This window comes from Exiguobacterium sp. s191 (assembly GCF_018618955.1).
Classification (GTDB): domain Bacteria; phylum Bacillota; class Bacilli; order Exiguobacteriales; family Exiguobacteriaceae; genus Exiguobacterium_A; species Exiguobacterium_A abrahamii.
Window position 1 is genome coordinate 2,047,429 of record NZ_JACSNC010000001.1, and the last position, 25,504, is coordinate 2,072,932.

At 40.5% G+C, this 25,504-nt stretch carries 24 protein-coding genes; 1 reads left to right on the plus strand and 23 read right to left on the minus strand.

The genetic code is table 11. The features are described 5' to 3' along the window. Nucleotides 1–3: 3 nt before the first annotated feature. From rfbC to KNQ09_RS10805, 13 genes are all read right to left on the minus strand, one after another. Nucleotides 4–564, minus strand: coding sequence for a dTDP-4-dehydrorhamnose 3,5-epimerase (gene rfbC / locus KNQ09_RS10745; protein ID WP_214858371.1), 561 nt, complete (start codon nt 562–564; stop codon nt 4–6). Further along, on the minus strand, nt 561–1,466 hold the full coding sequence (gene rfbA / locus KNQ09_RS10750; protein ID WP_214858373.1) for a glucose-1-phosphate thymidylyltransferase RfbA: 906 nt from the start codon (nt 1,464–1,466) through the stop codon (nt 561–563). Before rfbA ends, rfbC begins: the two co-directional genes overlap by 4 nt. Continuing rightward, complete coding sequence (locus KNQ09_RS10755) at nt 1,463–2,818, minus strand: MATE family efflux transporter (protein ID WP_214858375.1); 1,356 nt, start codon at nt 2,816–2,818, stop codon at nt 1,463–1,465. Before KNQ09_RS10755 ends, rfbA begins: the two co-directional genes overlap by 4 nt. Continuing rightward, nucleotides 2,808–3,689, minus strand: coding sequence for a glycosyltransferase family 2 protein (locus KNQ09_RS10760; protein WP_214858377.1), 882 nt, complete (start codon nt 3,687–3,689; stop codon nt 2,808–2,810). The genes KNQ09_RS10755 and KNQ09_RS10760 overlap by 11 nt, the downstream gene beginning before the upstream one ends. A 5-nt stretch (nt 3,690–3,694) precedes the next feature. Continuing rightward, nucleotides 3,695–4,780: a glycosyltransferase gene (locus tag KNQ09_RS10765; RefSeq protein ID WP_214858380.1), complete on the minus strand. Its 1,086-nt coding sequence runs from the start codon at nt 4,778–4,780 to the stop codon at nt 3,695–3,697. Then, a complete protein-coding gene (locus KNQ09_RS10770; protein ID WP_214858382.1) occupies nt 4,777–5,919 on the minus strand; it encodes a glycosyltransferase family 4 protein in 1,143 nt (380 codons plus the stop codon). The genes KNQ09_RS10765 and KNQ09_RS10770 overlap by 4 nt, the downstream gene beginning before the upstream one ends. A 16-nt stretch (nt 5,920–5,935) precedes the next feature. Next, on the minus strand, nt 5,936–6,808 hold the full coding sequence (locus KNQ09_RS10775; protein ID WP_214858383.1) for an NAD-dependent epimerase/dehydratase family protein: 873 nt from the start codon (nt 6,806–6,808) through the stop codon (nt 5,936–5,938). 6 nt (nt 6,809–6,814) lie between these two features. Continuing rightward, on the minus strand, nt 6,815–7,441 hold the full coding sequence (locus KNQ09_RS10780; RefSeq protein WP_214858384.1) for a sugar transferase: 627 nt from the start codon (nt 7,439–7,441) through the stop codon (nt 6,815–6,817). 19 nt (nt 7,442–7,460) lie between these two features. Next, complete coding sequence (locus tag KNQ09_RS10785) at nt 7,461–9,311, minus strand: polysaccharide biosynthesis protein (protein ID WP_214858385.1); 1,851 nt, start codon at nt 9,309–9,311, stop codon at nt 7,461–7,463. A 41-nt stretch (nt 9,312–9,352) separates the two neighbouring features. Then, nucleotides 9,353–10,240, minus strand: coding sequence for a UTP--glucose-1-phosphate uridylyltransferase GalU (gene galU, locus KNQ09_RS10790; RefSeq protein WP_214858618.1), 888 nt, complete (start codon nt 10,238–10,240; stop codon nt 9,353–9,355). A 191-nt stretch (nt 10,241–10,431) separates the two neighbouring features. Beyond that, nucleotides 10,432–11,196, minus strand: coding sequence for a tyrosine-protein phosphatase (locus KNQ09_RS10795; RefSeq protein ID WP_133207892.1), 765 nt, complete (start codon nt 11,194–11,196; stop codon nt 10,432–10,434). 11 nt (nt 11,197–11,207) lie between these two features. Next, the gene (locus KNQ09_RS10800; protein ID WP_050678204.1) at nt 11,208–11,903 is read right to left on the minus strand and encodes a CpsD/CapB family tyrosine-protein kinase; all 696 of its coding nucleotides are present in this window, start codon (nt 11,901–11,903) and stop codon (nt 11,208–11,210) included. Then, complete coding sequence (locus KNQ09_RS10805) at nt 11,896–12,627, minus strand: YveK family protein (protein WP_214858386.1); 732 nt, start codon at nt 12,625–12,627, stop codon at nt 11,896–11,898. Before KNQ09_RS10805 ends, KNQ09_RS10800 begins: the two co-directional genes overlap by 8 nt. A 199-nt stretch (nt 12,628–12,826) precedes the next feature. Between KNQ09_RS10805 and KNQ09_RS10810 the strand changes: the two genes are divergently transcribed. Beyond that, nucleotides 12,827–13,978 carry a hypothetical protein gene (locus KNQ09_RS10810; RefSeq protein ID WP_214858388.1) on the plus strand — a complete coding sequence of 384 codons (1,152 nt, stop codon included), beginning with the start codon at nt 12,827–12,829 and terminating at the stop codon, nt 13,976–13,978. Between the two features lie 39 nt (nt 13,979–14,017). Here the strand turns inward: KNQ09_RS10810 and KNQ09_RS10815 are convergent, their stop codons facing one another. From KNQ09_RS10815 to KNQ09_RS10860, 10 genes are all read right to left on the minus strand, one after another. Continuing rightward, nucleotides 14,018–14,917: an LCP family glycopolymer transferase gene (locus KNQ09_RS10815; RefSeq protein ID WP_353049753.1), complete on the minus strand. Its 900-nt coding sequence runs from the start codon at nt 14,915–14,917 to the stop codon at nt 14,018–14,020. A gap of 181 nt (nt 14,918–15,098) precedes the next feature. Then, nucleotides 15,099–15,785 carry a hypothetical protein gene (locus KNQ09_RS10820; protein ID WP_214858390.1) on the minus strand — a complete coding sequence of 229 codons (687 nt, stop codon included), beginning with the start codon at nt 15,783–15,785 and terminating at the stop codon, nt 15,099–15,101. A gap of 16 nt (nt 15,786–15,801) precedes the next feature. Next, complete coding sequence (locus KNQ09_RS10825; protein ID WP_214858391.1) at nt 15,802–16,491, minus strand: hypothetical protein; 690 nt, start codon at nt 16,489–16,491, stop codon at nt 15,802–15,804. 15 nt (nt 16,492–16,506) lie between these two features. Continuing rightward, nucleotides 16,507–17,199: a hypothetical protein gene (locus KNQ09_RS10830; RefSeq protein ID WP_214858392.1), complete on the minus strand. Its 693-nt coding sequence runs from the start codon at nt 17,197–17,199 to the stop codon at nt 16,507–16,509. Beyond that, complete coding sequence (locus KNQ09_RS10835) at nt 17,199–17,909, minus strand: hypothetical protein (protein WP_214858393.1); 711 nt, start codon at nt 17,907–17,909, stop codon at nt 17,199–17,201. The genes KNQ09_RS10830 and KNQ09_RS10835 overlap by 1 nt, the downstream gene beginning before the upstream one ends. Before the next feature lie 30 nt (nt 17,910–17,939). After that, a complete protein-coding gene (locus KNQ09_RS10840; protein WP_214858394.1) occupies nt 17,940–18,638 on the minus strand; it encodes a hypothetical protein in 699 nt (232 codons plus the stop codon). 44 nt (nt 18,639–18,682) lie between these two features. Then, on the minus strand, nt 18,683–19,366 hold the full coding sequence (locus KNQ09_RS10845; RefSeq protein ID WP_214858395.1) for a hypothetical protein: 684 nt from the start codon (nt 19,364–19,366) through the stop codon (nt 18,683–18,685). Between the two features lie 17 nt (nt 19,367–19,383). Continuing rightward, on the minus strand, nt 19,384–20,943 hold the full coding sequence (locus tag KNQ09_RS10850) for a S8 family peptidase (RefSeq protein ID WP_214858397.1): 1,560 nt from the start codon (nt 20,941–20,943) through the stop codon (nt 19,384–19,386). A gap of 137 nt (nt 20,944–21,080) precedes the next feature. Next, nucleotides 21,081–22,655 (minus strand): S8 family peptidase, encoded by a 1,575-nt coding sequence (locus KNQ09_RS10855; RefSeq protein WP_214858399.1) that lies wholly within the window; start codon nt 22,653–22,655, stop codon nt 21,081–21,083. 123 nt (nt 22,656–22,778) lie between these two features. Beyond that, complete coding sequence (locus tag KNQ09_RS10860; protein ID WP_214858400.1) at nt 22,779–25,457, minus strand: glycoside hydrolase family 70 protein; 2,679 nt, start codon at nt 25,455–25,457, stop codon at nt 22,779–22,781. Nucleotides 25,458–25,504 lie beyond the last annotated feature (47 nt).

Here is a 25,504-nt window from a genome sequence, read left to right on the forward strand (position 1 = left end):
GTATTATTTCCCACTCCATTCAAAGTTGTTTTCTGACTGTTCAAACGTCGGATGTTTTGTATCCTTATCTGAAAGTATCGGGCTAGTAACTGGCCAATTAATGTTTAGTGCCGGATCATTCCATTGAATCCCCCGATCGTGTTCAGCTGAATATAATTCGTCAACTTTGTAGAAAACATTTGCGTCTTCAGTCAATGTACAAAAACCATGTGCAAATCCTTTTGGAACCAATAGTTGCCGTTTATTATGTTCGCTTAAGATAAAGCCTTCCCATTCTCCGTACGTAGGAGAATTTTTACGCATGTCTACAACGACGTCATAGATGGCCCCTGTACCTACACGAACCAGCTTCGTTTGTGCTTTAGGATTTAATTGATAATGCATTCCTCGTAAAACACCAGCTTCTCTCGATAATGAGTGATTATCTTGAATAAAGTTTTGCTTAATACCAGCTGCCTGAAATACTTCTTCGTTATAACTTTCCATGAAAAAACCACGGTGATCACCAAATACTTTTGGTTCAAGTAATAATACGCCTTCTAATTTACTTTTAATTACTTTCATAATTGCACACCTTCTTCCTGAGCAAATCGATCATTTACCGTATTAGCAACATGTAAAAGATATTGTCCATATGCATTTTTTTTCAAAGGTTGTGCTAAATCAATCAATTGTTCTTTTGAAATGTAACCCATGCGATACGAGATTTCTTCTAAACAAGCAATCTTTAATTTTTGTCTACGCTCAATAGTTTCGATGAAAGTAGAAGCTTCGAGAAGTGATTCATGAGTTCCTGTATCAAGCCATGCAAAACCACGTCCAAGAAGTTCGACGCGTAATGAATTGTCCTCTAAGTAACGTTTGTTTAAATCTGTAATTTCTAATTCACCACGGGGAGACGGTGTTAGCGACTTGGCAAATTCAACAACACGGTTATCGTAGAAATACAGTCCAGTAATAGCATAGTTACTTTTAGCGACATTTGGTTTTTCTTCGATAGAAATAACATTTTGCTGTTGATCAAATTCAACAACACCAAAACGTTCAGGGTCGTGTACATGATACCCAAATACTGTAGATCCTGTATCTAATGACGCTGCTTTTTGAAGCAAATCGGTGAACCCATGACCATAATAAATATTATCTCCTAAAACAAGTGCAACTGAATCATCCCCAATAAATTCCTCACCTATGATAAAGGCTTGTGCTAAACCATCCGGTGATTCTTGTACCTTATAGGAAAGAGTTAGTCCGAGCTCTTTACCATCTCCAAGCAGTTGTTCGAAGCGAGGTGTATCTTCTGGTGTTGAAATAATTAAGATTTCTTTTATGCCTGCTAACATCAACGTCGACATCGGATAGTAAATCATTGGTTTATCGTAAACAGGTAAAAGTTGTTTTGAAATTGATTTTGTAAGTGGATAAAGTCTTGTTCCACTTCCACCAGCTAAAATAATGCCCTTCATAATTTAGCACTCCTCATTTTTCCTCTTGTAAATATTTTTAAAAAAAATATAGATAGTATTAAGTAGCTCACATAGAACAATAATCCTAAATACCAAACTTCTTTACTCAAAATATAGAAAATTATTAGTGTAGTTATTATATACATCCATTTTTTAGTGCTTAAACTAAAAATTTTCAAATCAAAAAATGTTACATAAACATTTAATAAAATAGAACTTAACAACGAACAAAAAGCAATTAAACTAATATTTTCAAAGCTAATTGAGAATAAAATACTTAATATCACGTTAAACACACTCACATAAAGAATCGATTTTAACATTTTTAAATTTAAAGAATGTTTTTTATAATAGTTAATAAATGAAATATTATAGACCATCGTAAATGGTAAACACATGATTAAAAATATTAAAATACTTAGAGATAGCTCATACTCAATAAAAAATGTGTCTATAATTGCTTTTAAGATAAAGAAAGAAGCAAGTGAAATCAAACCAAAAATCAACAACATTTCATTTATCTTTTTTATTTTCTCATCGTTATCTTCAGAAAAAATGTATTTAAAAAATACGACACTTGCGCTATTTACTACTAGTAAAATTATATTTTGCATAGAATTTGCTAATGAGTAATTTGCAAAATCACTATTTGAGAACATTAAATTTACAACCCATAAACCGATATTGTAAAAAAATAAAATTGCCAAATTAGATAATAAGACAATGTAACCTGTTGAGAATACATTTTTAATTGTATAGTTTGTATCTAAGTTATAAGTGAAATTGTTTTTTGAATATTTAATTATGCTAAATTGCGCAATAATATAAACTAACCAATAGCTTAATAAAGTAACAACTATTAATGCTTTATATCCGTGTACTCCAATATAAATTACAAAACAAATTGACAGTGTATTAATGACTGAATATATTATATTAAGAAAAGAATATTGTTTATATGAACCTATTGCTTGATAGATCATTTTAATATACGCAGTCATGTTTATTGGGAAAATAACAAGCGCTAAAAAAAATAGTGTGAAATCTTTAGAGAATAAAGATATAAGTATAAAAATTAATGAAATGATTAATTGAAATTTCAAGAAAAAACTATAATCTCTTTTCATTGATAATGTTTTGTTTTCTAAATAAAAATGACCATACTTTAACAAAGAACCATCTAAAAAGCCAAAACTAAAAAGACCTATATAGGATATATACAATATATATTTTCTATATTCTCCGTAATCATTTACTGAAAGATAGATAGGAACTAAAAAAGTTAATATTAAACTACCAGCTAGCATTATAAAATTTGAATTTAAAACAACAAGTATATTTTTAATTTTCAACTTTAATCTTCCTTAGTGTATTTTTTAATATATATAGCATTAGAACATGAATTTTTGTAAATGACTTAATCAATAATATCTCTACATAGTTTGATAAATTATTTTTCTTAATTACATAAAAATAATTATTTTTCTCTTTAAACATTTTTCTTAAACTTAATTTTTTTTTATTTGTAGATCCACCGTGTAAATGATAAATCTCAGTTGTATCTAAAACGAAATTTTTTAATCCTATATTATTTATTCTTATTGATAAATCTAGGTCCTCAGAGTACATAAATATTTTTTCATCAAAACCATTTACTTTTTCGAAATTTTCTTTAAGTACTAAAAAGAAACACCCAGATACCCAATCTACATTAAACAATCCTTTATTTTTATAATTCCGATATCTTATTTTTTTCATAAAATTAAAGTTCCAAAATAGAAAACTTAGTAAAAAATCGTTTTTTACACTTGGATTATTAAATCCTAAACTTTGAATACTTCCATCTTTATTGAGTACTTTTGTTCCTAATAGTCCTATTTCTTTATTTCTTTCTAATTCATTTAGTAACTTTTGATAATCGGTTTTTTTTGAAATCGTATCACTATTAATGCAACACAAATACTTTCCTTTGCTATAAAAAGAACCTAGGTTATTTCCTTTTCCAAATCCGTTATTTTCTCCAGAATCTACTATTATTACGTTTTTATGATTTATATATTTTTCAGATAAAAAATAGACCGAATCATCTTTTGATTTATTATCTATGACAATTACTTCGAATTTTATATTATTTTTTAAAGAACTGTTTTCTAGTAATGAATCAATACATTCTTCTACTAATAATGGAGTATTATAGTTCACTATAATAAAACTTAGATCCAATTCTTTTATCCTCCTTTACTACGTTTATAAATATTCAAATAATTACTCATCATATATTCAATACTTAAATTTTTCTTTACGTAGTCGATATTTACTTCTTCTCTTTTATTCTTTAGAGCAGATATTGCTTTATTGATTGCTTTAGACAACTCGATTTTATTTTTTGGATCAAAGAATATTGCTTCTTCCGTTACTTGATTGATCATGTCTTTTAACCCGTCTATATTTGAAAGTACTAATAAATTTCCTGATACTGCTGCCTCTAAAGCCGATAAGCCAAAGCCTTCCCATAGCGAAGGTAAAATAAAAATATCACTTGCGTTTAAGAAAATATTCACATCACTTCTATTTTCAAGCAAAGTAATTTTATCTGTTATTCCTTTTGTTTTTATTTTTTCAACTATTTCTGTTTTCAGACTTCCATTTCCAATCAAAATTAGCTTTAAGTTTGGATTCTGAATCTCTGAAAAGACATCAATTAAAAATAATTGATTCTTAACTGGTTCAAGTCTACCAACAGATATTAGTACAATGTCTTTCTTTGAAAATCCTATATCACTTTTTTCTATTTTTTTTTCATTGAAATATTTATTGACTTCAATTCCATTATTAATTACTTGAAATTTTTTGGGAGAATTAAAAATAATCCACTGTTTTAAATTTTTTTCTACGCTTTCAGTTATTGATATAATTTTAAAATGTCTAAAATACATAAAACTATCGATTATTTTAAAAATCTTTAAATTTCTTCTATTATTCTGTGTGCTATGTTCGGTGGTGATTAATTTTCTTTTTTTAACAAAAAAACTTGAATATATTTGTGCATAATAAGTGTGTGTATGAACAATATCAAACTCTTTCGAAATTTTCTTTATCGCAAATGGTATTTTCAAGCTAAACAAAGTGCGAGACCTTAAATTTATAACTTTAATATTATTTTCTTGTAATTTTTGATATGGTATCCCTTTCCGATCTAAAATCATTATTACTGTTACTTCAAAGCCCTCGTTCTTGCTATATATAGCCATATCAGCTACTAAGTTTTCTGCTCCACCATTATCTAAATGTGTAGTAACATACAAAATTCTCATACTATTTCTCTTCCTACATAACTAGAAGCTGTAATACGATTTACTTCATACATATATTTTTTAACTATGATGTTACGATCATATTCTTTATTAATTTTATATCTTGAATATAAAGACATTTTATTAATAATATCAGGAGTAATACCCATCAATTTGTCTATACTTTCACATAGACTTTCCACATTTTTTTTATTGAAAATATATCCGTTTTTCCCAACTTCTATTGTTTCTTTACAACCTGGAATATTGGATGCTAACAATATTCTCCCTAGTGCACCGGCTTCTAATAAAACATTTGAAAGACCTTCACCACCATGTGATGGTTGAATCAAACAGTGTACATTTTTAACGTAATTTTTTACATCATTTTGATATCCGTGGTACAATACGATCTTTTCATCTGTTAACATATTGATTTTTCGATTTAAATACATTTCTGTAGGTTCTACAAAACCAACGATATGAAATTCAATTTTCTCACCATATTTATTTTTACTTTTAATCGCTGCTTCTAAAAATTCGTCTATTCCTTTATCTTTCATTATTCTTCCGACAAATATAAACTTCATAACAGATTTTGAAGGCATTTCTTGATATAAAAATTCTTTTAAATTTACTCCAGATCCAGGTATTACTTCAAAATTACTATTTACAATTTTCTCGTCGATTAAAATTTTTTTATCGTGTTCATTTTGAAAAAATACTTTAGAAGAATTTTTAAGGGCTACTTTATACAATTTTTTTATAATTGTTTTTAGTAGTCCTTTTTTATTAAATCCGCTACCAAGACCAGTTATATTATTTATATAAGGTATTTTGCTTATTCTACAGGCAATTCCCCCATATAAATTAGGCTTTATAGTATATGTAAATACAACATCCGGTTTATAATTTCTTAAAATTTTAATATAGTGCATAAGTAGCTTAGAGTCTTTAATAGGGTTAGTACCTCTTCTATCAACATTCGTTTCAATATATTTGCATCCCCATGATTCCATCAAAGGAACTTTTTCATCGTCATACGGCATTGATAAATACACTTCATATCCATCTTTTAATAACTGTTGAATTAATTCTTTGCGAAAGTTATAAATGACAAAAGCATGATTTCCAAGTAGCATTATTCTTTTTTTCTTCATATTTGTTCATCCTCACCTAGTTATAGCTATGATTAATACTATTTTTTATAGATGTCTCGAAATCACAAACTCTGTAATCATCAGAGTTTGATAGCACTTTTTTGTACATTTTATTTCCGAATATTTTATTAATTATATTGATCTTCTTACTAATGAGTTTTAATCCATAGTTAAATGAGGAACTAAAATAAACTTTGTGTCCACTGTGTTTTGCAACGATTTCAATAATTTCTTTTGTGCTCACATATTCTGTGTTTTGTGGATAAAATACTCCTACTTTTTCGTTTAAAATGATTTGTTCAATTAAGCAGTTCAAGTTATCAATATAAATCATGCTTCTTTTGTTATCTAAATCAAAAAAAACAGGTGTAATTTTTGCTAGCTTTATCAATTTTTTAAAGTTTCCCTTACAGCCCGGTCCATATACAACTGGTGTACGGATTACTGATGTCTTAAAATCCTTACTATTCATTGATTGAATTTTTAGGTCGGCCTGTAACTTACTATCCCCATAAAAATCAGCAGGAATTGGTACTGTATTTTCATCAATTACGCTGTATTCACCGATCTTATTATCTAATCCATAAATAATAATACTGCTCATAAAAATAAACTGTTTTACATTTTCTTTTTTCGCTTTCTCGGCTAAATTTATCGTCAAATCTCTATTAATTTGATAGTACATCTCTTTAAATTTAGGATTGCGAGATACATGTGCAATTCCTGCAAGGTGTAAAATAGTATCGTAACCATTAAAGTCAATTTCGCGCCAGTTTTCTCCTCGTACAGATATATACTTCAATTCAATTTCTTTATTACTTGACTGAATCCACTCTTTGAATTTCGTTCCAATATATCCGTTCTCACCTGTGACAAGTACCTTTTTCATTAGTGTTTACTCCTTTGTACTTGCTGCTTCTTTTGCCGTAATCGTTCCAGTTCCACCTTCAACTACTCCATCACTTTTCAATACACTAAAGACTGTAGCAATGAAACAGCGTGAGTCCATAATAATTCCCATACGTTGAACATATTCTCCATCAAGTTTTGCTTTTACTTCAATCGGTAATTCATCACGCCCATTGATTTGAGCCCATCCTGTTAATCCAGGTAATGTATCGTTCGCTTTATATTTATCGCGCTCATCAATCAAATCATATTGATTCCATAACGCAGGACGCGGTCCGACAAAGCTCATCTCACCCTTTAAGATGTTAAACAGTTGTGGTAGTTCATCTAAACTTGTTTTACGTAAAAATCTTCCCACACGCGTAATATAAACATCCGGATCAGCAAGCAAATGAGTCGGTGTATCTTGTGGTGTTTCAATATACATGGTCCGGAACTTTAAAATGTTGAAATGACTTTTCTTCAACCCAACTCGTTTTTGTTTGAAGAAGACAGGTCCTCTTGATTCAATCTTTATCGCTCCCATGATGCATAAAAACACTGGTATCAATACGATACATGCCACAAGTGCTAGGATGAATCCTAACAACCGTTTCACTTTCATATAACTCATTTGCTTTAGCTCCTTATGTTCATACTAATTTTTGTTGTTTCATCGCAACGTCATTGGCGATATCCAGTAACGTATTGCGTAACTGCAATGGATTTAGTTGATGATTTTCTACCATCCGTAATATTTCTTCGATTGGTTCAGCTTGTTTCGTTCGACCGACGAAAATTTTCGGATAAATCGCTTCTGGATCGACTTCTCCATCTTTTAGTAATTCTTCATACATCTTTTCTCCAGGTCGGATTCCTGAGAAGACGATTGGCATCTCGTCTTCCGTAAAACCACTTAACTCAATCATATTTTTCGCAAGATCAACGATTTTGACTGGTTCGCCCATATCAAGGACGAATACCTCTCCACCGTCAGCTAGAATACCGGCTTGAATGACCAATCGACTCGCTTCTGGAATCGTCATGAAGAATCGTGTCATTTCTGGATGAGTCACCGTAACAGGTCCACCGGCTTCAATTTGCGACTTAAAGAGTGGAATGACAGACCCTCGACTACCAAGGACGTTACCGAAACGAACGACGGCAAACTTCGTCTGACTTCGTTTCCCTAAGTCTTGAATAATCATCTCAGCAATTCGTTTCGTCGAACCCATCACATTCGTTGGATTGACTGCCTTATCCGTTGAAATCATGACAAATCGTTCAACCTGATGACGATCAGCTACTTCTGCGACATTCTTTGTTCCATAGACATTATTTTTAACAGACTCATACGGATTTGCTTCCATTAAAGGCACGTGTTTATGAGCCGCTGCATGGAAGACGACATCCGGTCGATGTTGTGCAAACACTTCATCTAAACGCATCTGGTCTTGCACATCGGCAATGATTGGCACTAGATTGATTGCTGTCTGTAAACTACGAAGTTCCCGTTCAATCAAATAGATGCTGTTCTCACCATGACCGAGTAATACTAACGTCGTCGGATTGAATTGAATGATTTGGCGACAAATTTCTGATCCAATCGATCCACCGGCTCCTGTAACAAGGACCGTCCGTCCTTCAATCTCACTTCGGATTCCTGAAATGTTCAGTTCGACGGGTTCGCGTCCAAGTAAATCTTCAATCGATACATCGCGAATCGCGTTGACCGAGACTTTCCCCGTCACAAGTTCTTCAATCATCGGTAAGGTTTGAACGTTCTTACACAGTGTCTTTGCCTCGGTGATCAGTTCGATTCGGCGTTGCTGTGACAACGATGGAATCGCTAAGACGATGGCTTCAATCTTATGTCGCTCGATGACTGCCTTTAAGTCCTCCGTCGTTCCTGCAACTTCGATTCCTTGAATCACGAAATGCATGTTTTTTGGATCATCATCGACAAAAGCAACCGGCTTTAATTCATGGAATGGTGATGCATAGAGTTGACGAACCAATGCCCGTCCTGCACGTCCTGCCCCGATGACCAACGTCCGCTTTCGCGACTTGATCATGCGACGAGGTAAGGCATACTTCCGCCAATGTTGACCGATCCCAAGCAGACGTAAGCCTACCCGGATTGCTCCAAGTAGCAGTAAAGAAATACAAAAACTTAATAGCGTGATGCGTTCTAAGACTTGTCCGAAGAATAGAACTTGATACACTATTAAGCCGATTGAGCTGAGTCCCAGGGACAATGATAATGTCATTGCTTCCTGTACACTCGCATATTTCCAGTTAACACGGTACAGTTTCATGAGAAACGCGACAGTGATGAAGAGTAGGGCAAATACCGTCGCTGACTGAATTACATCACGACTGTCGATCAATAAAAATAATTCCTTTGGATACAAGAAAAAATATGTAAAGCTCATCGCCACCATCAATGCACAGGCATCCATACATGCCAGTAAAATCGTCCGGTAATAATAATACTTCTTCACGAACATTCACTCCTTTCAACTAATATTTGACATACTGATTTTCAGACAAGCGATTGTGATTTGTGTGCTTGCAGCAACTCTTCCATCATCGCTGCTACGTCTTCCCCTAAATCTTCACGGTTCAAGGCAAATTCGAGTGTTGTTCGAATGAATCCTAATTTTTCACCAACATCATACCGTTTACCATCAAATTCGTAGGCAAAGACCCGCTGCATTTCATTGAGTCGTGTAATCGCGTCCGTCAATTGAATTTCGCCACCGGATCCGACTTGTTGTGTTTCAAGATATTTAAAGATTTCTGGCGTGAGTAGATAACGCCCTAAAATCGCTAAGTTCGATGGGGCTGTTCCTGGTGCTGGCTTTTCGACGAAAGATTTTACCTTATGTAATTGCTCTGAGATGCTCGTACTTGGATCAACGATTCCGTAACGATGTGTATCTTTTTCTGGAACAGGTTGCACACCAATGATCGAACTATTCGTGATTTCATATTGTTCAATTAACTGTCGCGTACAAGGCACTTCAGCCTGAACGATATCATCACCTAGCATGACAACGAATGGTTCATTACCAACGAATGCTTTCGCTTGAAGAATCGCATCCCCAAGACCTTTTGGTTTTGATTGACGAATGAAATGAATGTTAATCTTCGTTGTCTCTTCGACTAAGTAAAGTAATTCTGATTTATTTTTCGAAATCAGGTTCGCTTCTAGCTCCGGTACGGAATCAAAGTGATCTTCGATAGATCGTTTCCCTTTACCAGTAATAATCAAGATATCTTCAATTCCTGATTCGATCGCCTCTTCAATGATGTATTGAATCGTTGGTTTATCAACGATCGGTAACATTTCCTTTGGCATCGCTTTTGTCGCCGGTAAAAAACGTGTTCCGAGCCCTGCTGCTGGAATGACTGCTTTTTTAACTCGCATCATCTAGTTCACTCCTCATTCCAAATTCTAATTGGAAATTTATATTATCAATCCCATTCTTTATGTAAAATACAATAACACAGGAAACATGTCATTTTCCATAAAGTTTTCCATAATTTAATAATGTAAGCGTTAACATAGAAAAAAGAGAGTGCCAATTCACTCTCTTTCCCTTACCTTGACAAAAAATGTTACACCCACTGTCCTTTCCAATTCTTCTCGACAGGACTCGGGGGATTGATTGTCACGAGTTGGTTCAAGAGAACGGCTTCATTGTTTTCATAAATCTCATCGATCAACCAATCTTCGAATGTTTTCTCAAGCATCCGTTCGCATTGCTTCCAGTAGAATGGACGTTTCTCGAGGTGATGCGCATCACTTGCCACAAGATGGGCTAGCCCATTCTCAAGCAAGGCAATCGCAAATCGCTGAACATCCTTTCCGTACTTCCCGATCAAACTGGCACACGTCACCTGACTGATCGCACCGTTTGAAATCAATTCAAAAAGTAACGATGGATTTTGAATGATTGCTTTATTCTTTTCTGGATGGGCAACGACCGGGATATAACCATCGGAAATCAATTCTGCAAAGACTTGGCGCGCATACGATGGAATCCCGCTTGATGGAAACTCGATCAAAATATAGCGTGAATCGTTCAGCGTCAGCGCTTGTCCTGCTTCTAACGCTTCCATCAACTCACCGATCAACCGGATCTCATGACCTGGATAGACGGTTAACGGAATATCACGTTGTTTCAACAAGACATTGAACTCATCGACCGTCAACTGGACATCGACATCTTCTGTTTCGAATTGTGGATGATAGAGGTGTGGAGTCGCGATGATCCGCGACACCCCCTCTGCGACGGCTTGTTCAGCTAACTGCAAGGCATGTTCGACACTGGCCGGACCGTCATCGACGAGCGGCAAGATATGACAGTGGATATCAACCATATAGATGTCCCTCACTCATAGGAATAGTAGTATTGGTATGCTGAATCATCCGTCAGTTCACGACGGTTCAAGACGACACCGAGAATTTTCGCTTCGGCCAGTTCAAGCTGTTCTTTCGCTTTTAACACTCGTTGACGATCAGATGTCGTACAACCGACGACAAGGACAACACCATCCGTTAGTTTCGAAGTAATCCGACTATCGGCGACTTGTAGTAATGGCGGTGCGTCAAAAATGATGATGTCGAATTCTTCACGTAGTTGTTCCGTTAGATGCTCCATCGCACGTGACGACAAGAGCTCCGCTGGATTCGGCGGAATCGGACCGGCTGTCAAAATTGATAGGTTATCGACTTTCGTTGGTAAGATTGCCTTTTCTTTTTCCGCTTGGCGAGTTAAAAGACTCGAAAGTCCAAGACCATTCGCAACACGGAACGTATAATGAACCGTTGGGCGACGCATATCCGTATCGATAATCAATACTTTTTTCCCTTGTTGCGCGTAAGCGACGGCCAAGTTTGATGACGTCGTTGATTTTCCTTCACCTTGTGTTGCGGAGGTGACAAGAATTGCTTGAATCTCACGATCGACGGCCATGAATTCAATGTTCGTCCGGATCGTTCGATACTGCTCAGCAACAGGTGACTTCGGTTGCGTGACCGTAATCAGTTTCCGTGCATCTTTGTTCATTTTGCTCTTCTTAGCCATATTGTTTGACCGCCTCTCGTTTTGCTGCTTTTGACGATGACTTGAATACTTTACTGTCGATATCCGGGATACTACCGAGTACCGGGAGATCAAGAATTTGTTGGACCTGATCTTCTGTCCGGATGCGACGATCGAGTACTTCACGTAAGAAAGCAAGACCGACACCGAGTAAGAATCCAACGACTGCTGCGATCGCTGTGTTCAAAATAATATTGGGACTGACAGGTGACGTTGGGATACCTGATGTCGACAAGACCGTAACGTTATCAACACTCATTAATTCTTGAACGTCTGAACTAAAGATTTCAGCAATCGAGTTCGCCAAGTTGGATGCTAATGCTGCATCGGTACTTTGGACCGAAACGTTAATGACCTGAGAGTTTTGTTCACTTTCGACCGTGACCATATTGTTCAAAGCATTCATATTCGTTGGTGCGTTCGGAACTTCCTTTTGAACCTGTTCTAAAATCGCCGGGCTCTTGATGATGACCCGATATGTATTAACCAATGTGACAGACGACTGGACAGACTGTGCATCAATGACTTCATTTTCTTGTTTCTTCGGTGTGACGAGAATTTGCGTCCCTGCTTGATACGTCGGTTTAATCAAAAAGCTACTGACGGCAAATGAGATGAGGGCGGCGACAATCGTCAACGCCAAGATGCGCCAGAACGATTTACGTAAAATCGAAAATAATTCCTGCAAGCTAATCGTTTCATTCATGGTCTAATTATTCTCCTTTATTTGTCTAATTCAGTGACTTTCCTACATCAACTAGGACTCAGTATAACAAATATTTGGGAAATGGTTGATGTTTTTTTAGGAAATGACATACGTTTATTGAAAAACATTGCGTATAATAAAAGATGAATTGTTACTTTTTACATTCATTTCCGTATCTCGACATAGGAGGAATTTCTTTATGCATCGCTCGTTACAAGCGCTACAATTCTATACATCTCACTCGAAGGAAGATATCGCACGACTTCATGAACGGATTCGTTCGAGTCTTGCTTCGACGGAATCCTTGACGGATACGATGATCCGAATTACTGGTCAACCGCCACTGATTCCTTATGACGAAGATACCGTCACGGTCGAAGAATGGAATGCATTCCTCGCCGGAAAACATCATGCGACATTAGCTGACTTTTACGGTACATTAGTCGCTCGTCCAATCTTGGACGAAGATGGTCCACTCCCGGACGAGGCAGAAGAACCACTTCCGACTCTTTCACGGAGTCAACGCGAACCGGAACCAAAACGACGTAAAAAAGAGAAAGAAATCAAGCATGCTGGAGCAAAACGACCGTTACCTTGGGGCTGGATCGCGCTGTTGATTCTTTGTTTCTTACTTGGAGCCGGTGGAACTTACGTCTACTCGACATACTTCGTAGGATCTGCAGATACGACACCAAAGGCTACTGTCGAAAAACCGGTCACAGTTGAAAAAACGAAGGAAAAGAAACCAACAGCACCAGAAGAGACTGCCGCTGTTGATGATGTCCTATACGTCAAAACACGTTCGAGCAACATCTATCGGGAAGAGTCGATGACGACATTGCTGTACGAAGCCGATTTCGGTGACGGATATCGCATCATCAAAAAAACAGACGGCGTGACTGAAATCGAATTGTCGGATGATTTAACGGGGTATATTAAAACGTCCGATACGACAAAACAGCTTGAAGGTGAACCACTTGCTGATGAAACGCTTTTGACGTGGGTCAACGATCAGCTCGATACGAGTTTTGTTACCGGGACCCTCATTGACCTTATCGGCAAAAGTAGTGAAGAACTGAATAGTCTTTATGGACCAGCCGATCGGACTTTCAATGATGAATTGCATGACTACCTTTTTTACGGAAATCACTTTTTTGTCTTGAAGGACAACAAGGTCATCGCCATTGACTGGACAGAAACGACTATTACGAATGAGCAATTAGCCTCACTCGCCCCACTTCAACTCGAAACGGAATCGACAGGACTCGTCACGAGTAACTCGTATCGTCTCCAACGTTTTGCAAAAGACGGAACGATCAGTCGGATTCGTCTAGCGGAACAATCGTTCTAAACGAAAAGCACCGACTCATAGTGGAGTCGGTGCTTTTTATCATTCCATATCAAGTGAATAGCGTAATGCCGTTTGTGTCTCTTTTAATGAATCTTCTGTCGGGTGCCAGTAATAGATTCCGTCGCCTTCTTTTCCACCCGTTCCTTCGAGTTTCAAGTTCTTTTGGTTACGGAAGGCATCCATGTAATCAAAAGCTAGTGTCCGCATCGGTTTAAATGAAACGTTCGTTTGTGCGTTCTTCCCGACGACATCCATGATGGCATTAAAATTACTGACTGATACATCGGATGATAATTTGTTTGCGACTTGGGCGATGACTTCCCGTTGACGCATTTGTCGACCAAAGTCTCCACGTGGATCTTCATAACGCATGCGTGTGAATTTCAATGCTGATTTTCCATCTAAGTTAACTTTACCGACCGGGAAATGTGTCCCACTGACCGTAAAGTCGATGTCGTTATTGACCGTCACCCCACCGACTGCATCAACCAAGGACGTGAACCCTTCCATGTTGATTTCTGCATAGTAGTTGATTGGGATATTAAGAAACTTTTCGACTGTCTTGATTGCCATCTCCGGTCCACCAAATGAATAGGCATGGTTGATTTTATCATTTGTTCCTTTTCCGACGATATCAACCTTCGTGTCCCGGGGAATACTGATCAATCGACTTTCATTTCGTGTCGGGTTCAATGTCATGACCATGATTGAGTCACTACGCCCGCGCTCGCCTGGACGTTGGTCGACACCAAGTAACAGAACCGACACCGGCTTTTGCTCTTCGATGACTTTGTCTCCCGTATTCTTGACGGGTGATTGAATTTTTTTGACCGTTTGGTCGACTTGATAATATGTATAGCCGATGAATCCACCGACACCGACGACGAGGACAAGCGCAATCAATAGCATGATTTTCAGTGGCGTCCAGCGTTTTTTCACCTTACGTCTTTTTTTAACTCGTTCCAACTGCGTCCATTCCCTTCTGTGTTTTGCTTCTCATTAGTATCGGTTATCCATGAAAAAACTTACAGTCCGAGTATAACGAAATTTGAGAGCGATTTGTCAAAAACGGGAAAAGATGAAAAAAAGAGCATATCGTTCAGATAAGCTCTTTCGTTCATTAGAGTGATGTTTGACTTTCTACCGTATATGTTTTTTTCTCATAGTCATAGTTCATAATGACGAGTTTACGTTGTGTTGTCGAAGTCGGGAATACGTATGTTTTAGAGAGTGCCTTGATTCCGAGTCCATAGTCTAGTTCTTGTTTCGTTTGAATCGATGTCCAGTCAATCGAGTCTACTCCTGTCCACTCGCCAAGACCTGAACCAGATAATACTGCATCCAATTGTTTCTCCGTCATACCCGTCTTGATTTTCTTTCCTTTGAGCAGTTTCATCTTACTTTCACGAGCACCTGAGTAACTATCAACACGAAACAGATCTAGTGATTTTCCTGTCAAACGATAGACTGAACTATTTTTTTTCGTCATGAACTGAAACACAGATATGTTCGTAAAGTTCTTTTCATCAGAGAACGTGTATGCCGTTGTTTTTTGACCTTGTGATACGGTCGTGAATTCCGCCTTTTTCTTTAGTACCGTCGAACCACTTTTTTTCGTCAGTTGTTTCTTATAATCTTTCCCATAGATGACTTTTGCTGCTTGCTCGATTGTCATCCCCGCTTTTAATGCTGTGTAACGGTCGGTTACTTTCGTTTCGTCTTTCGTCGCAGCAGATGCTGCTCCTCCGAATAAAGTCGTTCCTGCGATTACTGTTGCTACTGCAACTTTCGTAAATGTCATTTTCATGTTCCTATCTCCTTTTTTAGAATGTCTCGTGATTTTCAATAACGTAGATTTTCTTTTTCGCGTCATAGCTCATCTCAACGTAAACGCGTGATTTCGTCGATTTTTGGAAGACATACAATTTTCCTTTAAACGCTTCAATCTCATAAGCTTTGATTTCCTTCGCACTGAAAACGCTTCGTGCATCTTCCTCAAGCAATCCAGCCCACTCCCCAAGACCAGAACCTGAGAGCACACCATCGAGTTGTTTCTCCGTCATTCCCGTCTTGATTTTAGCGCCCGCGTTTAACTTCCGTGTACTCTCTCGGTATTCGGAATATGTATTCCGTCCCATTTCGACTTGTTTCGAAATAAGACGATACACGGAATCGTTCTTTTTCGTCATGAAACCGAGCGACATCAAAGTCGGAGGAATCTTTGCCTTCCGATCATAGATTTCGTAATAAATTTCTTTACGCTTATCTTCAACGTCCTTAAACTCTTCTTTCGTCTTCAATACTTGTGAACCGCTTTTCGTCGTTAATTGTTTTTTGTAGTCTTTGCCGTATAAGACTTTTGCGACTTGCTCCATCGTCATACCCGCTTTGAGTGCTGTGTATTGATTTGTCGCTGTCGTCTCGACTTTCGTCGCTGCCGATGCCGTTCCACTAAAGAGTGTTGATCCCGCGATGATTGTTGCCACTGTGATTTTCATGAAGGTCGTGTTCATACTCTAATCTCCTTTTTAATACTGACTATGATCTTCGACACGATACGCTTTCTTTTTCGTGTCATAGATGAAAAAGATGTATTGCCATTTATGTGTTGCTGTCGGAAAAACGTATGACTTCGTATGAATGATCGTTGCTTTCCCTGCTTTGACTTCTTTTTTTCGAAGAACGGATGTCGTATCGACGTGACCGAGTGTCCCGAATGCTCCGAGCCCTTTCCCCGTCAGTAATCGATCAACTTGTTGCTCCGTCATCCCGTTCTTGATTTTCGCACCTTTGATCAGTTTACAATCGCTCGTCCGGAATCCGGCTGCGGTATCACGCTTGAACTCCATTTGTTTCATCGTCAGTCGATACTTTGTCCCACCTGTCTCCGTCATGAACATCAGGACACCGATTGCTGACGGGAATTCCACTTTTCGATTCACAAGATCATAGAGAAGGACGTTCCGATCCCATTCCTCCATCTCGATTTCTGTGTTCAATCGTAAAACTTGTGAACCGTTTTTCATCTTTAGTTGCTTTTTATACGTCTTGCCATAGAGGACTTTGGCGACTTGCTCCACCGTCATCCCCGGTTTTAAAGCACGATATTGTTTTGTAGCGATCGTCTCAGCCTTCGTTGCAGCATCCGCCGTTACTGGATGTAAAGAAACTATTGCGACAAGTACCATGAGAAGCCATCGTTTTACGTTCCACTTATGCATCAGAATCCACCGTCTTCGTTTGCGCCGGAAACTGTCATTACATCCGCAACGACATAGCCTTTACCCGTATCATGCATCCTGACGCGCTTCTGCTTCTCCTTGTTATCCGTCTGGAAGATATAGATTTTCACTTTTGCATTTCCGAATCCAATGTTTTTCAGCTCTTGTTTCGAGAAGACCGAGCGATAGTCCATCACAGCCCACGTCATCCAGTCGCCGAGTCCTTTTCCTGTCAGGACAGCATCTACTTGTTTCGTAGTCATGTCGAATCGAATCCGTTTTCCTGTCATGAGCTGTTTCGTGCTTTGCCTCACAGTCATCGGGTGATCTCGTTTCATATCCACGCCTTTGAACACGAGACGGTAGAGCTTGTCCTTTGGTTTTTTCATGAACATGATTTGCATGACATGCATCGGCTCTTGTTTCGTTTGATCATAGAAGAAATACTGGAGGCTATCGACAGATTCTTCTGAAATGACTTTCTTTACATCGTGTTTGAGAACAGTCGATCCATTTTTCTTCGTTAAGTATTTTTGATACGACTTACCGTACATCTGCTTAGCAAACTCCGTCACCGTCATCCCGAACGAATAATTTTTCAAAGAATCGGTAAATTGTTGTTCGTTTTTCGTTGCCGCCGAGACCGTTCCACTGCTAAGTAATACGATGACCATCAGACAGACGAAACTCGACTTGATCCACTTCTGCATCCCGTTCACTCACTTTCTATTGCGTGTGCTTTAGTTTTTTACCTGAATCGTCCGAATATCACTGACCTGATAAGTTCTTTTTTGTTCGCTATACGTCAGTTCGACATGTTTCCACTTGTTCGTCGTCGATTTAAAGACATATTCTTTGATCCGAGACACTTCAGCAAATCCTCGTTTTTGTTCGTCTAGCGTATAAGCAGACGCTGTATCCATATGACCGAGCATCGTCCAGTTGCCAAGACCTTTCCCCGTCAATTTCGCATCCAGCTCTTTTTCCGTCATCCCGTTCTGGAGTACGGCACCTTTGACGAGCGTCCGTGTGCTTTCACGATATCCTGTCTTGGTCTTCCGTTCGATGAACAAGGCTTTTGTCACCAAGCGATACTTCGTACTCTTCTGTTTCGTCATGAATTGTAAGACCAGTTCAGTCGGAGGATGTGTTGTTGCCGAATCGGAGATGACGTGGATTAATTGCTTATGTCCTTCTTCGTCTCCTTCGAAGTTGATTGGAAGTTTAAGAACAGTCGATCCATTTCTTTTCTTCAGGTGTTTCTGATACGACTTGCCATACAGGACTTGCGCGACTTGTTCCATCGTCATTCCATTTTTCAAGCCCTTGTACTGTGTCGTCGCAAGCGTTTCTGCTTTTGTTGCTGCGGATACTGTTCCTGGAACAATCAGACCAAGCAACAGTACTAAACAGAGTGACCCTATCATGATGCGTTTCATATCTGTTTCCTACTCTCCTCGATGACTCCATGAATCATCCTTATTCATTTTTCGTATTTCAATGAAATCCCGATTTCTGTATCCACCTCATATCGCTTTTTCTGCGTGTTATAGGACAAGGTGACGACCTGCATCTTTTTCGAATGCGACCGATGGAATTGATAGATTTTGTAGCATCCCGTTTTCATCGGACTTTCTTTGATGACGGACGAAACGTTCCAACTAAAATACATTGACACCTGTCCGAGCTTTTTGCCGGACACCAGTTGGTCGAGTTGTTTCTCCGTCATTCCGTGGCGTAATGATGCCGGCTTCATGAGTGTCCGGCTATTTTCATACAACCCATTTTCCGTATCGGCTTGGTAGTACAGCGCTTTTTGTGTCAGATAATATGTCTTCTGGTGCTGTTTCGTACTAAATTCAAGAAGCGTTGTCGTCGGAAGGTTTTTGGAGGGGCGATCAAGTACGTATCCGAGGGACCGATACCCTTGTTCGTTATCGGTCGTTCCCGGTTTTTTCGTAAAGACGACTCTACCATTTTGTTTCTTGATGTATTTCCGGTACTCTTTTCCGTATATTGTCTTCGCGACTTCCGTTAGCGTCATACCGAACTTGAGTGCTTTGTACTCTTGTTTGATCTGCAGTGCTTCCTTTGACGCTGCCTGTCCTTCAAGTGTCCCGCTTATACAGAGGACACCGATCAGAAAGACACATAGGATACGTTTCATCGTTTAACCTACTTTCCTTATTTCACAATCTGGACGGCGCGATCGGCATTCAAGCGACCGTATCCGTACGTCGTGTCACGACCTTTTTTGCCGAGGTCCTTTGCTGACTTGCGGAGGATCGATTCGACGTCCGTCACTTTGATACTTGGCTTTAAGCTATAGAGGACACTCGCGACGCCAGCGACATGCGGTGTCGCCATCGATGTACCACTCCAAAAGATCGATTCGCCATCTTGCAGGTAACTCGCGATGTCTTGTCCCGGTGCAACGAGATCCAGTCCTTCGCCGTAGTTCGAGAACGACGCTCGTTTATCGAATCGGTTCGTCGCCCCGACCGAGAACGCATATTTCGAACGTGCCGGATAGGACAGTTTCGATGCACCTTCATTGCCGGTTGCTGCTGCAACGAAGATCCCTTTCTTGCGCGCTTCCGCTAAGGCATCTTCGATCGCCAGTGAGACACCGCCACCACCAAGGCTCAAGTTGATGACTTTTGCCTTTTGTTTCACAGCGAACAGAATGCCCTTGGCGATGTTCGAGTTCGACGCATAGTTATTGCGCGAGATGACTTTAATCGGAATGATGCTTGCTCGGTCGTTGATCCCCGTCATCCCATACCCATTGTTTGATGTTGCGGCGATGACACCGGCGACATGTGTCCCATGTCCGTGATCGTCGTAAGCGAGTTGACGTTTATGGACAAAATCGTAGCCGAGATCCATTCGGACGCGTCCAGCGAAATCCGCATAGGTCGGATTGATCCCCGTATCGACGACCGCCACGCGAACGGTCGAACGTGATTTGTTGGCAATTCGTTTGACCATCGCGTGATAACCGATGTCCGCTCCTTTAACGCCTCCGCGTTGTCCCGTGTTTTTTAATGCCCACTGAACCGATTGGAACGGATCAGTGCTGAGTAACTTCATCGGTTGATCGAGTTCGACGTACCGGACGCCCTTCGTTTTTTCGAGTTGGCGTTTGGCTGCCATCGCTTGGATGAAGCTGTTGTAGGAGAACTTTTCAATACGTAACGTACTGTCAATCGTTTCGTGATCAGTGGCGCGTGACGTCTGTGACAACGTACTCGCTTTCGTCGCCCCGTTCAGACGGACGACGAGACTCGTCGCTTGTCCGGTTGTCGTTGATTTTGTCGCATATTCCCGAATTGGTTCAAGGCGTTCGAGTTTATAGGGAATCGTAAATGCTTTGTTCTTCGCCCCCGTCACTTCGATGTATTGTCGCCCACTCCACGCCAGTGGGAAAAAGAGTGTTTTTTTACTATTCGCATACCGCGCATATGGATCTTTTTGTTTGTATTCCGTCTGCGACGTGTAAACGGTCGCTTTCTTTGAAGCATCAAAGGCGAACTTCAAGTGTGTTCCACCTGACAGATACGTCTTCGTATCAAAATAGAATAAGGCTTTCCCGCTCGCATCGAACGTTCCTTTGATGTAGCCTTTTTTCGTTTTGGCTTCGATGGCTGGGACTTTTTTCGCCGTTGTCGCAGCTTCTGTCGTATCCCATGTATATGTACCAAATGCACTCACGAGGAGAGCACTGACGATGACCTTTTTCATTTGGGTTTCACTCCTTATCGTTGTATCCTTTTTCATTATAATGGAAAAAATTGATTTTCCTAGTTCTTTTTACCTCTATCAATCAATGAATTATCTGAAAAAAAGAAGCCCTGTTCGCACAGGACTTCTTGACTGCATTAAGGGATTAGTTTGACGGCGTTATCAGCGTTCAAACGACCGGCACCATAGCTCGTATCATAGCCTTTTTTCCCGAGATCCTTCGCTGATTTCTTGAGGATGCTTTCCACACTACTTGCCTTCAAGGAAGGCTTCAGACTGATTAAAAGACTCGCGACACCCGCGACGTGTGGCGTCGCCATCGAAGTACCACTTCCATATAACAGCTCCCCATCTGCGAGATAACTTGGAATCGAGACGCCTGGAGCAACGAGGTCTAGACCTGTTCCATAATTCGAGAACGACGCTTTCGTATCTTTTCGTCCGGTCGCACCGACCGACAAGACATATTTCGAACGGGCCGGATACGCGACCGTTCCGCGTCCTTCGTTTCCGGAAGCGGCGGCGATCAGGATGTTCTTCTTGACTGCCGCTGCTAATGCCGACTCGATCGATTTCGAAGAAGAACTACCGCCGAGACTCATGTTGATGACTCGGGCACCTTGTTTCGTTGCATGCTGGATACCTTTGACGAGTCCCGAGACCGAACCAGCCCCTGACTCATCGAGCACCTTAATTGGAATCAACGTCGTCATCGGATTGATACCGGTCATCCCGTACGTATTATTTCCACCGGCTGCAATGATCCCGGCGACGTGTGAACCGTGTCCGTTATCATCCCACGCCGTCTTATCGCCATTGATGAAATCATAGCCAAGATCCATCCGGACTTTACCGGCGAAGTCGGCATACGTCGGATTAATGCCGGAGTCAAGGACTGCGACTTTCGTTGCAGACAGCTTCTTGCCTTTGATGCGTTTTTGCATGGCGACAAAGCCGATGTCTGCTCCCTTCAGTCCCTTTTTTTGTCCCGTGTTCTGCAGCGACCATTGATGTTTTTGATAGGCGTCGACACCGAATGCTTGGATCGGTGCGTCGAATTCTGCGAACGCAACGCTATTCGATTGCTCGAACTTTTTCTTCGCTGCTTCAGCGTCAGCATACGAATCATAGACGAGTCGTTCGATGCGGAGCTCAGACGCTATCGGTTCGATTTTTGAGGCACCGAACGATTGTGCCCGCATTGCACCAGGGCGTGTCTGAACAAGTAACGCCGGTTTGACTGCTTTGACAGCAGCTGCCATCGATTCCTCGATTGGTTCATAACGTGAGATGTAGGCAGGAACAGAATAACGGTCGCCCGGATAGCCTTCGAGGACTAAGTATTGTCGTCCGCTCCAACTGAGTGGAAAGTAGAGCGTATCATCCGTAACTTGATAGTAGCGATTGTAGACACGACCTGCTTCCGCATCGGCTTTACTGGCGAACATCGTTCCGTACGTATCGTAGTCGAGTTCGAACTCAAAATGCGTTCCTTTTGCGACGAAATCCTTCGCATCAAAATACCAGACCGCAAATCCATCCGAATCAAAGCGACCTGTTAAAGCACTACCGGCTTGCTTTGAGAACGCCGGGACTTCCTTTGCCGTCGTTAATGTTGCAGGACGAATCGTTTCCTGCTTTTCAAACGCATTGACTGGTACCGTACTACAGATCAAACCAAGCGCTAAGCTCCCTACTATCCATGTTCGCATCATTGTTCCTCCCTCTAGGTCTTTCTTACTAATACCCGGATTAGATGGAATTATGTGGAATATAGTGAAACATTGACGCGAATCAAAAAAACATCACTCTCGCAGGGAGAGTGATGTCTAAAATTACTTGACTGTGACTGTGAATGTTTTGACGACTTTGTAGTTTCCTACTGTCGTGTATGTGACACGGATCGTCGTTTTGCCTGCTTTGATCCCTTTCACGTTACCACGCGACGAGACTTGTGCGACTTTTTTGTTCGCTGACGCATACTGAACGGATTTGATCTTATCCGTTGCTGACGTATACGCGATACGTGTAGTCTGGTTCTTCTTGAGTGTTGCTTTTGTTGCTTTCAGCGTGACGCTGTTCGCTTTTGTTTCGATCGGTAAAACTGTTTTCAAGACAAAACCGTCTTTTAACGTAACTGTTGCTTCAACCGTCGTCTTACCTGTTGCTTTACCTGTCAGACGACCTTTTGAATCAACTGTCGCTTTTTTCGTATCAAGGACACGGTAGCGTGTTGACGCAACTGCTGATGTCGTGTTCGTAACTGTCGTTTTCAAGTCGAGTGCTTTTCCTTGGTAGACAGCACCTGCTTTGATTGCTGCAACTGGCGCTTTTGTTGCTTGTGGGACGAAGACGCCGACGTAACCGTTGACTTCAGCTGTCTTGATACCTTTGACTGGAACCGTCAAGATACCGTTCTTATCTGTGACGAGTTTCGTGTTCGTGACGCCACTAGCATCGACGAAGACTTGGTTCGCGTGTGTTTTACCCATGTTGACTTGAACTGTCGTATCTAGGGCTGCGTTTTTCCCGATGACTGTCGCGACACCTGTGTTGCGGTCTTTTCCGAAACGAACGCTTGAGATCAAGTCTTTACCCGCTTCTTTAGACGTGTTCGATGTGTGGTACGCAACGTGTTGTTTACCATACGCATACTGTTTACGGACTTTTAGGAGATTCGTGATTTCGTCATAGTACGGTGTCGTTTTCGACATGTACGATGCATCCGTCTGGTAGAGATCACCGTAGTAGACCGTTGGTACCGTGTTTTTGTTCGAAAGAAGGAACGCGTATTGCGCGACGACGTTTTCCGTCGAGTATTTCTTCGTTGGACTTGCGAGTTCTTTGTTATAGATCGCAAGTGCCTTCGCTTCATCTTCTTTATTGTAGAGCTTCTCGAACGATTTCGGCTGGCCATCTTTTCCGTACTGCGTATTCGTTTTGATGCCGTACGCATCAAGCATGATTTGGTTGACGCGGTTTTTCTCTTGGTCATGGTTGTTGACGAATGACCAGTTCGCTTGAACGTTCGTCGCGCCGTCACCTTCACGGTTAACGACTGAGACTTTCGCTAAGTCACGGAGTGCACGTTTGTTCGATGGCGTAAGTGCTGAACGGAGCGTGAAGTAAAGCTCTCCGTCCATGACGAGTTGTTCATTATTGTTAGCTTTCATGTAAGCATTCTGTTCTGTTTTATAGCTCTCGATGTAGCTGAGGTAATCTTTTTTACCGAAGTGCGCTTTTGACACTTCTGCTTCTGCATTCAAGATTCTCGTATCATAGTGTGATGCCGCATCGATCCGGAAACCATCGAACTTGTATGTCTCAAGCATCCACTTCATCCAGTTCTTTTGCTCCTTGATGACTTCTGGGTTCGAGTTCGCAAGGTCGACACCGATCAAGAACTCATCGTTGTTCGTCATCGTTTTGTTGTATGCCTGCGTTGGGAAACCAGTCTCATCGACGAAGAGGAACTGATCTTCGATGTCGATCCCTGAGTTATCGTTTTGGTATGAACGTTCTTCTGATCCATAACCGTACGCAGCTTGTGTTTTCATGTATTCTTCCGTCAACGAAGCGATTTTTCCGTTTTCCGTTGAGGTGAGTAAAGCTTCTTTTGTTGCGAAGCCGTTTTGTTTCATGTACTCCAGGTATCCTTCATCCTTCGCATATTGCGAAAGCATTGGCTTCCAGTTCTCTGGTGAGACTTCATACCAACCGTCTGCTGCGAGGTACGTATCGATGACATTCAAGTTCTGTGTCTTCGCTGCGTCAAGCAACCATTCTGGTAAGTAGTTCTTCGCATCGTCCTTACCGAAGTAACGGTACGGTTTACCGTCTTTATCCGTCATGACACGACCCATCCCCTGCCCTTGCAGTGATGTTCCATTGATGAACGATTTGTTCCATTCTTTGAGGTAACCGTATTTTGCTTGTCCCATACCGCCACCTTTTGTGTAAGCGAGGTAAGGCGTTGCGAGGGTCTTTGTTTTCTCTCCACCTGTGAATGGATTCGCGAACGGCTCACCTGAGCTTGTCGCACGACGAACAAAAACAGCTTCACGTTGATTGAGACCGAGCATTTGGTTCGGTACGAGGTCCATCTGAACTTTGATGTTGTCGTCATGCAACATGTCGACCATCATCTCGAGTTGTGTTGCTTTTCCATATTTTGTCGCAACCGATCCACCTGGTCCTTGTGGGAACTCACCGAGGTCATAACGGTCAGCAATTGCATACCCCTCCATGTAACGCGCCATGTCGAATGAACGGTATGCAGGTGGTAACCAAACGTCTGTCACACCCCACGAGTTAAGCAATTCACCTTTTTTAGCAAGCGTCCGATACATGTTGCTTTCGTACGGTTGATACAGGCTGAAGCTTTGGAAAATAACGCGATTGTCGAGCTTTTCACTTGGTGCGAAAGCCTTTGCGCTTTCTGGTGCATACGTTAGTCCGCTTGTCGCGACCAATGCCGCAAGCAAACCTGTTGAGACTTTTTTCGTCTTATTCATGAGTCTAATCTCCCTTTAACTAATCTATATTTCTAATTATTTATACC